Origin of the sequence: Desulfatiglans anilini DSM 4660, from assembly GCF_000422285.1 — a bacterium.
GTDB classification, from domain to species: domain Bacteria; phylum Desulfobacterota; class DSM-4660; order Desulfatiglandales; family Desulfatiglandaceae; genus Desulfatiglans; species Desulfatiglans anilini.
The window spans coordinates 40,892-54,812 of record NZ_AULM01000006.1 but is presented as its reverse complement, the minus strand read 5'-3'; the positions used below and the strand labels follow the sequence as shown (position 1 = coordinate 54,812).

Below are 13,921 nucleotides of genomic sequence, written 5' to 3'. Positions count from 1 at the left end.
CCCTGTAATGATCAGGAGGCGGCATGCAGATCCCATCCCTTCCGTTCAAGATCCTCGCCATCGCCCCTTTTCGAGGCGCCGGGGAAGCCGTCTGGCGCGACGCCCCGATCACCGTCGACCCGTCCGACCTGGACCGGGTGCTGGCGCAGCTGAGGCCGGCTTTGTACATCCCCCTGCCGAAGGAACTCTGCCCCGCAGGCGGTCTGGATCTTGCCTGGCAACACCTCAAATCGTTCCACCCCGATGCCCTGATCCAGACCGATCCCTTCCTGAAGGCCCTCGTCGAGGCGAAGGTCTTCGCCGCGGAGTCCCGCCGTCAGGGCGTCGACAACCAGTCGATCTGCAGCGCCCTGGCTGCGCGGCCCCACCTGCCGCCCATCCACTGCCCCGATGCCCCGATTTCGGAGCCGCGCGGTTCGTCCACCGGCGGAATCGACAAGATCCTCGAGATGGTCGCTCTGCCCGGAGGGAGCGGGGCGCCGGATACCTCCTCCCGGTCGATCACCGCCGTATTGGAGGACCTGCTTTCCCGGACCCTTCAGCGCATCTTCGCCGATCCATCCCATCAGGCCCTCGAAGGATCCTGGCGCGGGCTCAAGCTCCTGCTGGGTCAGGGGGCGGCGGACGGCACGGTCGAGATCGGCCTGCTCCCGGCCGCGGCGGAGACGCTCGCCGAAACCCTCGAATTCGCGCTTGATCACCTGATCGCCTCGCCGCCTTCGGTGATCCTCCTGGACCTCCCCTGCGACAGCTCCCCGTCCGGCATCGAGCGCCTCGAACGGACCGCGGCGCTCGCCGAGACTCTCCTTTCCCCCGCTGTCTGCTGGATCGGCCCGCGCTTTCTGCATCTCGAGGATTGGAGTGAACTCGACCGGCTCGCCTATCTGCCGCACACGACCGAGGGCCCGGAATTCGCCAAGTGGCGCCGGTTCCAGCAGGAATCGAAGGCGCGCTGGCTGGCCCTCACCTGCAACCGCCTGCCCGCCAGGATCCCATACGGCCCGGAAAACCCGCCCCGCACAGCCGCATTCGAAGAGAAGACGCCCCCCTGGATCGCGCCGGTCTGGGGGCTTGCCTCGCTCCTGGTGCAGAGCCTGCACCGGACGGGGTGGCCCACCGCCTTCACCCAATGGCAGCGCATCCGGTTGGAGGATCAGCCTCTTCATGCCATCGCGCAAGGACGGCAGATCCCCACGGAAATGCCTTTGAGCGAGGAGCGGCTTGCACAGTTCATCCGCACCGGCATCCTGCCGCTTGTGGCCTTACGGAACCAGGACGTGGTCTTCGCCCCGGCCGAGACGACGGCCGCAGGCACCTCGCTCGCCTACCAGCTCTTCGTCTCCGGCATCACCCAGGTTGTCTTGGGGTGCAAAGACCATTTCCCCCATGGGCTCGCCCCAGCCGCCCTCGAAAACGATCTCAAGACCGCGTTCTCGCGCTTTTGGGAGCGCACCGGGCACCGCCTCCCGGACGGATTCACCCTCATCGTCAGCAGCCCGGAAGGAGAGGATCGCCCCGAGGTCCTGATCGACCTCCTTCCCCCGCGATCCATCGTCCCATCAGGTGAACGCGTCACCCTGCAGTTTCCCTGGTCGTGACCGCCGCGGCGGATTTTTCTTTGACGTCCAGGCCTTCGAAGTAGACCCGGCTGTCGGCCTTGGTCCAGAGGCCGACATAGCCCTCGAGGGGCTTCCTGGCCTCGAAGGTCAGCACGGGCTCTCCGTCCACAGAGCACTCGGCGGAGGATGCTTGCACCCGCACCGACAGGCGGTAGCCCCGGCCCGATTCCACCTCCCGTTTCGCCTCCGCGCGGCTGACCCGCTTGCCCTTCACGAATTCGAAGACCACGGCGCTCCCCGCCAGGGCGTCCAGGGCGAAGACGAAATAGTGATTGAAGTTCCGGAAGCCGAAAACCAGGCCGCCCGTCATGTCGATGCACCCGCCCTCGAGGGTCAGGGTCGCCTCGACCGTGGCGTTGTTGACGTGGCTTTCCTTCAACACCGCCAGGGGAAAATAGTGGTAGGCCTGGATGCTGTCCAGAAACCTTTGGTATCGATCCCCGGCCATCTTCCCCATGATGTTTTTGAAGGTGCAGGAAAGCCCCTCTCCCGAACCGGAGCCTTTTTGGAGCCATCCTTGGCGCCCCCCGCGCTTCTCGGCTCGCCACTCTCCGACCAGGGTGTAAAAACCCTCGAGCGCCGCCCTGGAGTCGCCCAGCAGGTTGTAGTCGCCTGCGAGAAAGGCCTTCACCATGGGTTCCACCTGCTCCCTGCCCTGGATCGCCAGGTCCAGGAGCCGGGTGACGGCCAGCAGCCGACCCACCTGATCCAGCGCCTCCTCCATCGAATCGCGGTCATATCCCTTGAGAACCGCCTCCAGCAGGTCGCCCGAGATGTTCAGGGTGAAGCCCAGGTGCTCGAGCACCTCCGTAAGGAAGTGGATCCGCATGGAGCGCCCGAACCAGGAGCCGGCGCCCCCGCCGAACTGAAGCGTAATGTAGTTGTTTTCGGGCTCATCGGAATGAAAGATGTCCAGATTCGCGTAGTGGTACCCGAACTTGAAGCTCAGGTTCACGTACTCATCGGAGAGGACGACGTAGCTCGCCATCTGCGGCGGCGGCCCGGAGGTCATGAGCGCCATGACGTTCCTGGCGCTCAGGCCGACGGCCCCGGACCAGCTGATGCCCGGGTGAGAAAGGCCGCGCCAGAGGGCCTTCATGGGCGGAGATGCAATCGCATCGGGCGTGATTTCGTCGCAGGTGGTGAGGCTCTTCTCGAGCCCGCCGCCAAGATCCACGAAATACAGCGCCACGGGGATATTGGCGGTCATCCTGACCGAACGGACCCCCTCCTCGCCCGCCTCCTGCGAAAGCCCGAACATCTCTTTCACCACGGTCTCATGGCTGTAGCGGATGATGTCATGAATCGTCTCGCAGTTCTCGGGCGAGAAGGAAGGCGACTTCGGGTCCGTGAGGTTCAGCGGAGAGACCCGGGCCATGACCTCCTTCATCTTCCGCCGGACGGGGCTTTGGAAAACCCCTTCGCCCGGCAGCGAAACAGGGGCGTCGAGTCCGGCGACCACTCCTTTGTAGACGGTCGTGCTGTCCGCCACCAGGGTGATCTCGTCCCCCTCCTTCAACACGCCGGTGGCGTCGCCCGCCTGCACGACCATCGGGACCCCGAACTCCCGCGCGACGGAGGCCAGATGGCTCGCCACGCTCCCTAGATCCGTGATGATGCCCCGCAAGGAACCCACGAACCGGGCGTATTCGGGGGAAGCGGCCTTGGCCACCAGGATGGCGTCTCCGGGGACGGAGGCTCCCTTCACCCTCGATGCGTGCAGGACCCTGCCGGATGCCGCCCCGCCGGAGGCGCGGCTTCCTCCCGAAAAGAGGACAGCGTGTCCTTCGAAGGCATCCGCCCCGGACATCTCCTGCGGGCGGGAGTGCGTGATGCCCAGCGGACGCGACTGGAGGATGAAAAGCCGGCCGTCCGGATCCATGCACCATTCCATGTCCTGCGGTGCGCCGAAGTGCCCTTCGAGCTTCAGCGCCCACTGCGCCAGTGCCCGAACCGACGCATCATCGAGCGACGGCTCCTCACGGTCCCGCCCCGTCAACTCCTCGAGGCGCGTCCCCCCTCCCTCCGCCGTCACCATTCGGTAGGGCTTGGGACTGATTGCGCGCCTCGTGATCTCCCCCGTTTCACGGTCCACATAAAAGGTATCCGGGGAGGATTCGCCCGAGACCAGAAGTTCGCCAAGCCCCCATGTCGCTGTAACCATGACCTCGGAAGGCCCCTCCCTGGACGATCCGGAAGGATCCACCGAGTAGACGACGCCGCTCGCAAGCGCCCCGATCATCGTCACCGCCGCCACGCACATCGGCGTAGCGTGGTCGTCCAGACCGGACCGCATCCGGTACCGGATGGCGCGGGGGGAGTATTTGCTGGCGAGCACCGTCTTGTAGGCCTCGATCATCTCCGCCCGGCCGACGTTGAGCACGGTCTTGTACTGTCCGGCGAAGGACGCCTCCGTGTCTTCGCCTACTGCGGTGGAGCGCATGGCCACGCGGACCCCTTCACGGGTCTTGCCCTCCAGCGACTCGTAGGCCTGATGCAGGGCCTTCTCGAGCTCCGGAGGAAGGCCGGCCCGGAGGATTTTTTCCTGAATCGATGCGGCGACCGGATCGAGCGACTCGCCCCCCTCCGGGGTCAGCGCCCCGAGCATCTCGTCGATCGGCCCGTTCAGGTCGTTGCGCTCGAGAAACAGCCGGAAGGCCTCTGCGGTGACGACAAAGCCCGCCGGCACCGGGAGCCCCAGAACGTTGCCGATCACGGCAAGGTTGGTCGCTTTGGAACCGGCAACGGCGGTCATATCTTCGGTGAGATCCTCGAACGGGAGCACCAGATCCCCGGAACTCCGCCCAGGCGAAACCTCGAAGAGCGGGCGGATGGCCTTGTCGACCTCTCCGCAGACCCGCACCAGCCCTTCGTAGCGTCCGCCGGAAAGCGCGTTGAGGGCCTGGACCAGCTTTTCCGTGGCCGCGAAAAGGCGGTCATAACGACGCTCGACGGCGCTGAGCGCAAAGCCCTGGCTGTCCTCCTGGAGCAGTTCCAGTTCGGAGATGATGTTCAGCGCCTCGCGGTTCTGGACCAGAAAATCCCTGTACCAGTTGTATTTCTCGGCAATGCGCCCGTCCAGGTTGACGAGGAGCGTGCACGCATCCTCCTTGCCGAAAAGATCCGCAATCAATCCCATATCCCACCTCCGAATCTCGCCCTGGCAAACGGGCCGGTTGACCTCGCTCTACGACCGCTCGCAGCCTTGTACCCCTGTCCATCCATCTCATTCCCGCGAACGGGTCTTTTCTCAGCCGGACCTGCCGCACGAGCGACAGGACGCGCTCCAATAGGGTTTCCATCCGGAAATGGTCTTTTTTGCCAATCTCGGCGTCAGTCTGCACGTTTGCTTGTGCGGCGACCACCAGGTCACCTCCGCGCAAACGCTTGATTTTCTTGATATTAGCAAAAAATCCTCATTTCCGGACTGGAAACTGGGTTGTACCGGAAAATCATTTCCGGATCGAGACCAGGCTATAAGTTTTCCAAAAAAAAGGAGCGCGGACCTGATGATACCATCCGGCACCCGCCGCTCCAACCAATAACGGGCAGTCTGCGTGCATCTCCAGGACCCTGGTTTTTCTCCACACCCTGTCGAGCGCGACGAATCCGCTGCCTCGGAGCTCGCAACCCGCCTCTTCCGGGTATTCCAAAAGCAGCCGTTGGTGCAACGCTCCCGGCTTTCAGTCACACTCCACCGGCTGCAGCCGGGCCTCTCCCCGCTCAGCGGCAGGCGGCAAATCCACGAGGATTCCTTCTCAGATATGGCCTCACTTCGGTCGCGGGTCGATTCCGTAGCGCTTCATCCGCTTCCAGACGGTCACCCGGCTCACGCCCAGGATGTGTGCGGCCCTCGACTGGTTCCCCCCGGTCTCATGCAGGGCCTGAATGAGTGCATCCCGCTCGAGCGTTGCCACGGCATCCAGGTCCTTTCGAGGCATCCTGGCAGGTGCGCCGGTGATCTTTGCCGGCAGATGCTCCAATCCGAGCATTTCCTTTTTGCAGAGGACAAAGGCGTATTCGATGGTGTTTCTGAGTTCGCGGACATTGCCCGGCCACGCATAGGCCGTCAGGGCTTCGATCGCCTCAGGAAGCAGGCCGCTGACGGATTTTCCGGTCTTGATGGTCTGCTGGCGGATGAAGTGCTGCACCAGCAACGGGATGTCTTCCCGACGCTCGGCCAGCGAGGGGCAATACACCGGAAACACGTTGATTCGAAAAAAGAGATCTTCCCGGAAGGCATTTTCGGCGGTCAACCTTTCGAGGTCCTTATGGGTGGCGGTGATAATCCGAACATCCACGGGGATGGACCGGTGGTCCCCCACACGTTCGATCTCCTTTTCCTCCAGGACCCTCAAGAGCTTCACCTGGACCGCAGGGGGGATGTCCCCGATTTCGTCCAGGAAAAGAGTCCCCTCGTGGGCCGCCTCGAAGCGGCCGATGCGGTAGCGATCGGCACCGGTGTAGGCCCCCTTGACGTGGCCGAAAAGCTCGCTTTCCAGCAGATTCGGATTCAACGCGGCGCAGTTGACCTTGATGAACGGCTTCTCACGGCGGGGGCCGGCATGGTGAATGGCCCTCGCCACCAGTTCCTTGCCCGTTCCACTCCGGCCCTGAATCATGACAGGGACCTCCGTCTGGGCAACGTTGTCGATCAGGTCGTAGAGCCTCTGCATGACAGGCGATTCACCGACCAACCCGTAGTAGCCGTCTTCGAGCTGAAACGTCCTGCGCAGGGCGCCGATCTCCTGCTGCACCCGAACCACTTCAGACAGATCGGACAGGATCTCGATCGCCCCGAGGATCTCACCCTCTGCATTACGCAAGACCGTCGCGTTCTTCACGATGTGCACGGACCGCCCCTGCTTACTCGTGAGAAAGCAGCGTTTGGCCTTGACATCCCCTGTCGAATAAAGGCTGCACCAGGCTTCTCCCGCCCCCCGTCCGAAGATCTTGCATCCCGTGCAGTTGAGGGTGCGGCAGGACGCCCCCACCAGTTCCTCGGACCCATAACCGGTCATCTTCTCGGCCGCCGGATTCAGATAGAGAATCTTCCCTCCCGAATCCACCACCAGCAGGCCATCCCGCAGGGTGTTGACGATGGTCTCCCAGTAATCGGCAATTCTCATCCGTCTGTCCTCCTCACACCTCGAATCTCGCTCGCGCACCCCTTAGAGCGTAAACCCCGCATGTCATCGGGATGCAATGATATCCCTGAAAGGCGGAACCGGCAACGCGGGGCAAGCAGCGGGCCTTTGCCAAACCAGGTCACCCGACATAGGCTCCCTTGTTCATCCAATCTGCTTCCTGAAAATCATTAACAGCGGAAACACTGTTAACGCTAAATTGTTAATAAAAGTTAATATACTTGAACTTCGACAAGCGGGCAACGGCTTTTACTCGCATTTATTTCAAATACTTATATAGCAGACGCCTCCGCCCTCGGGTTTGGCATCGGTATTGCTTCATAGCATCTAAAGGATGGCACCCGCCGACAAAACGTCCATCCTCGAAAAGGCTCCAGAGCGAGCGGGATCTCCATCGCATCCCGCAGGTCTTCGCAGAACAGTGAGATGAAGGGGAAACGGGAGGAAACGATGAAGCGGACTATGGCACGGATGCGTCGGTTTTGGTTGCCGCTTTTCGCTGCGGCGCTCATTGCACCGGTTTGGGCCCTGGCGCAGGTCAGGGTCGTGGACGAAAATCAAGCGCCTGGACGCACGATGGCCCAGCAGGCGACCAAGGAACGAACGGTCTGGATCACGGCCGACCATTCCAGGCATGAGCCGCTCCAGCAGACCTTTCAATCGGGGCCGGAGGTCACCAAGGCCTGCCTCTCCTGCCACGAACTGGCGGCCGGCCAGTTCCACAAGACCATCCACTGGACATGGCTGGACCCGAGCCGGCCGCCAGAGGAGCGGATCGGCAAGGCGGGCATCACCTTGAACAACTTCTGCATCAACGCGCAGTCCAACTGGCCACGGTGCACCTCGTGCCATGCAGGGTATGGCTGGAAAGACGAATCCTTCAACTTCAAGGATGAATACGCCGTCGACTGCCTCGTCTGTCACGAACAGACAGGCACCTACAAGAAATTCCCCACAGGTGCGGGCCACCCGGTCGACAAGCCCACGGTCTTCAAAGCGAATGGGAAACTCTACGAACCGCCGGACTGGAACAAGGTCGCCCAGAGCGTCGCCCGCCCTACCCGCAAGAACTGCGGCACCTGTCACTTTTTCGGCGGCGGCGGGGATGCCGTCAAACACGGGGACCTCGATTCGTCCATGATGATGCCGAACAAGGCCCTCGATGTACACATGGGGACGGACGGGCAAGATTTCGACTGCGTCCGTTGCCATACCACCGAACTGCACCGAATCGCGGGGAGGATTTATTCGAACCCGGCGGCCGGCCACCGGAAGAGCCTTGTCGAAGACGACCTCGCCGCCAAGATCATGTGCGAATCCTGCCACACCAGCACCCCGCACAAACCGGGTGTCAAGGCCAACGACCATACGGACAAGGTGGCCTGTCAGAGCTGCCACATCCCGGCCTTTGCGCGGGAATTGGCGACCAAGATGTGGTGGGACTGGTCGACCGCCGGCCAGAAGAAAGAGGGCAAGCCCTTCGCCGAGAAAGGGCCGCACGGCAAACCTTCCTATGACTCCCTGAAAGGCAGTTTTGTGTGGGAAAAGGATGTCGTTCCTGAATACTTCTGGTTCAACGGGGCGATCCAGACCCTGACGGCCCAGGATGTCGTCGATCCGTCCCGGACCGTGGCGGTGAACACACCCCTCGGCAGCCCCGACGATCCCATGTCGCGGATCTTCCCCTTCAAGGTCCATCGGGGGAAACAGCCCTATGACAAGATCAACAAGACGGTGGTCATCCCCAAGCTCTTCGGTCCCCCCGGCTCAGGGGCCTACTGGGCCGACTGGGACTGGCGCCGATCGATCGAAATCGGCATGCAGACCGCCGGGATCCCCTTCAGCGGTGAATTCGACTTCGTCGAAACCTCCTATGTGTTTCCGATCACCCACATGGTTGCGCCGAAAGAGCAATCCCTGCAGTGCATCGAATGCCACAGCAAGGAGGGGCGGCTGCAGAACCTGGCCGGCTTCTACATGCCGGGGCGCGACCGCAACCCGGTGGTTCATTTCCTCGGCTGGGCCGTCGTCCTCGGCTCCCTGCTGGGCGTATTCGTTCACGGAATCGGCAGAATGGTCGCCGGCCGCCGAAAGGAGAAATAGACATGGAATCCCGCATGACCAACATTTATCTTTACACACGCTACGAACGCTTCTGGCACTGGCTGCAAACGATCCTGATCCTCTTGCTGCTGGTCACGGGGTTCGAGATCAACGGCCTCTTCAGCCTGTTCGGATTCAAAGCGGCGTCAGAAATCCACAATACAGCGGGGATCGCCTGGCTGATCGCCTTTGCGTTTTTCATCTTCTGGCTTTTCACCACCGGTGAGTGGCGTCAGTATATCCCCACCACGAAGAAGATGCTCCTGGTCATCCGCTATTACAGCTACGGGATCTTCCGCGGCGAATCGCACCCGGTCCCCAAGAAAAGAGACGCCAAACACAACCCGCTTCAGCGGCTCGTGTACCTTTCCCTCGCGGCCCTGCTGCTCCCGGTCCAGATGGCGACCGGCCTCGTCTACTGGGGCTACAACTCTTGGGCAGGGTGGGGGTTGAGCGGTCTGTCCCTGACGGTGGTCGCCGCCATCCACCTGGCCGGCGCCTTTGCCATTCTTTCCTTCCTCGTCGTCCACCTGTACATGATCACGACAGGTCACACCCTTTTCGCCCACACGAGGGCCATGATCAGCGGCTGGGAAGAAGTTCCCGAAGGAACCGAAATCGAGGACTGGGAGCGCAAGCCCAGAAAGGCCGAGGCCGGGGTCTGCTGAAGCCCGCTCCATCCGAACCGCCGCAGACCCTCTGTTCGGCCGCCCGGGTTCCCCACGGGCGGCCGTTTCCGGCTCCCGAACACGAAACCCGCTTTCTATTCGGAAACACATCCTCCGAAACACATCCGGCGTCCTGGCACCCCCTTTGACTCCCCGGTCCGCAAGACCTGTCAGCGACCGCAGGCCATCCGCATTTATCTTTCAGAGTGCATGAAATTGGGGTATTTTGACAGCAGGAGGTACCGTGCTCGTCCGGGTCGTTCAACGGGTCAGAGCAACGGGGGGAGACCCGGAAAATGGGCTTCTCCCGCCGGGCCGTCCCATCTGGAGACCTGAAGCGGCGTGCCGGCTGTCTTTTCGCGGATATTCAGCGGATGCGGGCCTCCTGCCTATCCAGGTCGAGGCCTTTTGCCCGACAGGCAAGTCCGGCGATGTCTGGGCCGCCCACTTCGTGCCAAAGGCAACTTCAGCGATGTTATGATGATGATCTTTTCTCCCACCGCTCTAAAATGGAGGTCTGGACCCTCATGAGCCAGACAGAGAAAACCCGATGGATCGAGCGTCTGATTACGGATTTCATCGACCACTCGCCTGAAAACACCCTCCAGAACGCCGCGAACGAAAAGGCCTTCGCCTCGCCTCTGATAGGCTTCGCGAGGGGCGATGACCCCTTGTTCGAGGCCTTCAAAGAGCATGTCGGCCCTTTCCACCTGACGCCCTGGGAGATCTTCGCGCTCACCTTCGAGGACCCTCATGTCCGCCCTGAGGAGATCAGCGTCATCAGCTGGATCCTCCCTCAAAACGCGCTCACGAAAGCGGAAAACACCCGGGAAAAGACCTACCCCTCAGAGAGGTGGGCCAGAGGGCGCATCTTCGGCGAGATCGTCAACGAAAAGCTCCGCCGGCATGTCGTGGAAAACCTTGCGTCCAAGGGCATCCAGGCCGTCGCCCCTGTGCTCAGCCCTCAGTTCAGCTGGCGGATATCCCCGCGCTACGACTTCGCCTCCACCTGGTCCGAACGCCATGCAGCCTTTGCGGCCGGCCTGGGGACCTTCGGCCTGTGCGACGGGTTGATCACTCCGGCCGGAAAAGCCATGCGCACGGGATCGGTGGTGGCACGCGTCCAGGTTCCGCCCACGCAAAGGCCTTACACCGACCATCGGGCCTACTGCCTCTTTTTCAGCCGGGGGATCTGCGGCAAATGCATCCCCCGCTGCCCGGTCGGGGCCATCACCGCCAGGGGTAAAGACAAACGCAAGTGCGCCGCGTACGTCGGCGGGGCCGCAAGGGAATATGTCAAGCGCCGATATGGCCTCGAAGGCTATGCCTGCGGCCTGTGTCAAACGGGCGTCCCCTGCGAATCGGGCATCCCCGCCGGAGACTGATCCGGTGCACGTCATCGGCCCATGGATCGCGCCGCCCTGGTCTTCGCATTCATCGGCAGCATGCACGAACCTGTCACCAGGGCACCGGGAGGAGCATCACAAAATGAAGCATTTTCGCAAGGAATTGTGGTTCGAGGCGCCCACGCGGCGGGCCTTCATCAACATAACGCCGCAGGTGGAAGACTGTGTAAAGGAAAGCGGGATTCAGGAAGGCCTTGCGCTGGTGAACGCCATGCACATTACGGCATCCGTATTCGTCAACGACGATGAGTCCGGGCTACACCACGATTACGATGTGTGGCTCGAAAAGCTGGCCCCTCACGAACCGGTCTCTCAGTACCGTCACAACGTCGGGGAAGACAATGCAGACGCCCATATGAAGCGTCAGATCATGGGGCGCGAGGTGGTGGTCGCCGTCACCGGCGGCCGGCTGGACCTGGGGACGTGGGAGCAGATCTTTTACGGGGAATTCGATGGGAGGCGGCGGAAGAGAGCGCTCGTCAAGCTGATCGGAAGTTAGAACTGTTTTACCCTCGCTGAACCAGGGTTCGATCCAAGATCTGAAATCTCGAGAAGGGGATAGTTCACGGCAAAGAGTGATCAAACCAGCAGATACTTCTTCCGGATCTCGTCGTTGTCGCGCAGGTCGTCGATGCTCCCCTGGTAGGCGATCGTGCCGTTGTCGACGATGTAGCCCCTGACGCTGAGGCTCAGGGCGACGCTCTGATTCTGCTCGGCCAGGAGGACGGTCAGGCCGCGCAGGCCAAGCTGCCGGATCTGCTCCTCCAGCATCTTGACGATCAGGGGCGCCAGCCCCTCGGTAGGTTCGTCGAGCAGTAAAAAGGAGGGGTTCGTGACGAGGGCCCGGGCGATGGTCAGCATCTGCTGCTCTCCGCCGCTCAGGAACCCAGCCCGGCGGGACCGGATCCTCCGCAGGTCCGGGAAAAACCGGTAGACGGCCTCGCGGTCCCAGCCGTCGGGTTTGTCCGTATTCCGCTCCGAGATCTCTAGGTTTTCGTCTACCGTCAGGTCGGCGAACACGCGGCGGCTGTCCGGGACATAGCCCATGCCCCTCCGAACCATGATATAGGGTGGCTTCCCGGTGACCGCCTCGCCGTTGAAACGGATGGAGCCCTGCCGGGGCGGCACCAGGCCCATGATGCTCTTCATGATCGTACTCTTGCCGGCGCCGTTGCGCCCGAGGAGGGACACGATCTCGCCCTGGCGGACATCCAGCGACACGTCGAAAAGGATGTGACTCAGGCCGTAATAGGTGTGAATGCCCCTGACCTCCAGCATTAATGGCCTCCCCCCAGATAGGCTTCCTGAACATCCGGATCGGCCCGGACGACCTCTCCCGGGCCCTGAATGATCGTGGCGCCTTGCCGCATGACCATGATCTCGTCGGCCATGGCGAAAACCAGTTCCATGTCGTGTTCGCAAAAGAGGATCGTCAGGCCCATCTCCCGGGTCAAACGCCTGATCAGGCCGATGGTGGCGGCGGTTTCCTCGGGCGACATGCCGGCCGTCGGCTCGTCCAGGATCAGGAGCTCGGGGTCGTTGCCGAGGGCGATGGCAATCTCGAGGACCTTCTGATCACCGTAGGCAAGGGTCGAACTGACGGCGTCCACCCTGTCCGACAGGCCGACCGCATCGATGATCCGCATCGTTTCTTCCCGGGCCAGTCTCGCCGCCGGCGTGAACAGATTGAAGGTCTTCCGCTGGCGGGACAGGATGGCGGCCTGAACGTTTTCGAAGACGCTCAGCCGGTGGAAGATGTTGACGATCTGAAAGGACAGGCTGATGCCGCGCCGGCAAATCGTGTAGGGCGGCAGACCGGCGATGTCTTCACCCTTGTACCGGATCGAGCCGCCGTCGGGCTTCAGGTGGCCGGTAATGAGTTTGAACAGGGTGGATTTTCCAGCCCCGTTCGGCCCGATGACCGCGACGATCTTTCCCCGTTCAACGGTGAGATTCCCCTCGCTGACCGCCATGAACCCGTCGAACGACTTGCGGACGTCCCTGACCTCGAGCATTTAGAGATCCTCCATGGCGGCCCGGCGGCGGGACCCCCACCTGGCCGTGAAATAGCCCAGCACCCCCTCCGGCAGGAAAAAGATCAGCAGCATGAGCATGACGCCGAGGATCAGGGTCCAGTACTCGGTGTGAATGCCCATCACGGTCCGCAGGACGACCACGATGGCGGCCCCGAGCATGGGGCCGAAGAAGGAGAACCATCCCCCCAGGAGGCACATGATCAGGATCTCCAGGGACAGGGTCCAGAACATCATGTCAGGGAAGACGGACCCCTCGATGGTCACGAAGAGCGACCCGGCGACACCGGCGAAGAAACCGGCGACCATGAGCCCCACGAGCTGTTGCCGCTTGACGTTGACCCCGATGGCCTCGCTCCGCTCCGGGTTGTCGCGGGTGGCCTGAAACACGCGCCCGAACGGGGAATTGACGATCAGATACATCACGAACAGGCAGACCAGGGTCACCGCGCTGGTGAAATAATAGGCGTTGTCGATGGAGGAGAGGGCCTCCGGGATCGGCACGCCGTGGATGCCGTCGTCCCCGCCCGTAAAGGAATACCAGCGGTACACGATGGCCCAGACGAGGGAGCCCAGAGAGATCTGGAGCATCCCGAAGTAGAGCTTGGAAAGCCTCACGCAGATCCAGCCGATCAGAAGGCTCAACAGAAGCGCGGCCACGGGTGCAGCCAGATAAGCCCAGATCGACGGGAGGCCGGTCTTCACCCGCATGAGGGCGAAGGTATAGGCGCCGACACCGTAAAACACGGCATGGTGAAACTGATACAGCCCGCCATAGCCGAGCACCAGGTTGAGGCTCATGGCCAAGAGCCCGGTCACCAGGACCAGGGAGATCAGATAGGTGTAAAACCTGCTCAGGAACTGCGGCGCCACGGCCATGCACGCAACGGCCGCCGCGAGCAGGAGCCAGGTCTTTGGACTGAATACCCCTTTGGACACGATGCA

Annotated in this window: 10 protein-coding genes; 5 read left to right on the top strand and 5 right to left on the bottom strand. The window is 62.2% G+C overall.

All coding sequences use genetic code 11. The features are described from left to right. Positions 1-23 precede the first annotated feature (23 nt). A complete protein-coding gene (locus H567_RS0108040; protein WP_028321003.1) occupies positions 24-1,598 on the top strand; it encodes a type VI secretion system contractile sheath domain-containing protein in 1,575 nt (524 codons plus the stop codon). Here H567_RS0108040 and H567_RS23770 read toward each other — a convergent pair. Together H567_RS23770 and H567_RS0108030 are read right to left on the bottom strand one after the other, a co-directional pair. After that, the gene (locus H567_RS23770) at positions 1,573-4,758 is read right to left on the bottom strand and encodes a PEP/pyruvate-binding domain-containing protein (RefSeq protein ID WP_051184617.1); all 3,186 of its coding nucleotides are present in this window, start codon (positions 4,756-4,758) and stop codon (positions 1,573-1,575) included. The genes H567_RS0108040 and H567_RS23770 overlap by 26 nt on opposite strands. 631 nt (positions 4,759-5,389) lie before the next feature. Then, complete coding sequence (locus tag H567_RS0108030; RefSeq protein WP_028321002.1) at positions 5,390-6,748, bottom strand: sigma-54 interaction domain-containing protein; 1,359 nt, start codon at positions 6,746-6,748, stop codon at positions 5,390-5,392. A 480-nt stretch (positions 6,749-7,228) separates the two neighbouring features. On the opposite strand from H567_RS0108030, the gene H567_RS0108025 reads away from it, so the two are divergent. The 4 genes from H567_RS0108025 (at position 7,229) to H567_RS0108010 (ending at position 11,442) form a co-directional block, all read left to right on the top strand. Then, entirely contained in the window at positions 7,229-8,869 is a 1,641-nt protein-coding gene (locus H567_RS0108025; RefSeq protein WP_051184640.1) for a tetrathionate reductase family octaheme c-type cytochrome, read from the top strand. A 2-nt stretch (positions 8,870-8,871) separates the two neighbouring features. Continuing rightward, positions 8,872-9,537 carry a cytochrome b/b6 domain-containing protein gene (locus tag H567_RS0108020; RefSeq protein WP_028321000.1) on the top strand — a complete coding sequence of 222 codons (666 nt, stop codon included), beginning with the start codon at positions 8,872-8,874 and terminating at the stop codon, positions 9,535-9,537. A gap of 527 nt (positions 9,538-10,064) precedes the next feature. After that, the gene (locus H567_RS0108015; protein ID WP_028320999.1) at positions 10,065-10,922 is read left to right on the top strand and encodes a 4Fe-4S ferredoxin; all 858 of its coding nucleotides are present in this window, start codon (positions 10,065-10,067) and stop codon (positions 10,920-10,922) included. Between the two features lie 103 nt (positions 10,923-11,025). Next, entirely contained in the window at positions 11,026-11,442 is a 417-nt protein-coding gene (locus H567_RS0108010; RefSeq protein ID WP_028320998.1) for a secondary thiamine-phosphate synthase enzyme YjbQ, read from the top strand. An 80-nt stretch (positions 11,443-11,522) separates the two neighbouring features. On the opposite strand, the gene H567_RS0108005 is transcribed toward H567_RS0108010, so the two are convergent. From H567_RS0108005 to H567_RS23765, 3 genes are read right to left on the bottom strand one after another with little or no spacing between them, the layout of a single operon-like run. Then, positions 11,523-12,221 carry an ABC transporter ATP-binding protein gene (locus H567_RS0108005; RefSeq protein ID WP_028320997.1) on the bottom strand — a complete coding sequence of 233 codons (699 nt, stop codon included), beginning with the start codon at positions 12,219-12,221 and terminating at the stop codon, positions 11,523-11,525. Next, a complete protein-coding gene (locus H567_RS0108000) occupies positions 12,221-12,958 on the bottom strand; it encodes an ABC transporter ATP-binding protein (RefSeq protein ID WP_028320996.1) in 738 nt (245 codons plus the stop codon). The genes H567_RS0108005 and H567_RS0108000 overlap by 1 nt, the downstream gene beginning before the upstream one ends. Continuing rightward, positions 12,959-13,915 (bottom strand): branched-chain amino acid ABC transporter permease, encoded by a 957-nt coding sequence (locus H567_RS23765; RefSeq protein ID WP_208598347.1) that lies wholly within the window; start codon positions 13,913-13,915, stop codon positions 12,959-12,961. Between the last annotated feature and the right edge of the window lie 6 nt (positions 13,916-13,921).

Excerpts from the sequence above, each read along its gene's own strand:
- H567_RS0108040 (WP_028321003.1), top strand. The coding sequence starts at position 24 with ATGCAGATCCCATCCCTTCCGTTCAAGATCCTCGCCATCGCCCCTTTT.
- H567_RS23770 (WP_051184617.1), bottom strand. The coding sequence starts at position 4,758 with ATGGGATTGATTGCGGATCTTTTCGGCAAGGAGGATGCGTGCACGCTC.
- H567_RS0108030 (WP_028321002.1), bottom strand. The coding sequence starts at position 6,748 with ATGAGAATTGCCGATTACTGGGAGACCATCGTCAACACCCTGCGGGAT.
- H567_RS0108025 (WP_051184640.1), top strand. The coding sequence starts at position 7,229 with ATGGCACGGATGCGTCGGTTTTGGTTGCCGCTTTTCGCTGCGGCGCTC.
- H567_RS0108020 (WP_028321000.1), top strand. The coding sequence starts at position 8,872 with ATGGAATCCCGCATGACCAACATTTATCTTTACACACGCTACGAACGC.
- H567_RS0108015 (WP_028320999.1), top strand. The coding sequence starts at position 10,065 with ATGAGCCAGACAGAGAAAACCCGATGGATCGAGCGTCTGATTACGGAT.
- H567_RS0108010 (WP_028320998.1), top strand. The coding sequence starts at position 11,026 with ATGAAGCATTTTCGCAAGGAATTGTGGTTCGAGGCGCCCACGCGGCGG.
- H567_RS0108005 (WP_028320997.1), bottom strand. The coding sequence starts at position 12,221 with ATGCTGGAGGTCAGGGGCATTCACACCTATTACGGCCTGAGTCACATC.
- H567_RS0108000 (WP_028320996.1), bottom strand. The coding sequence starts at position 12,958 with ATGCTCGAGGTCAGGGACGTCCGCAAGTCGTTCGACGGGTTCATGGCG.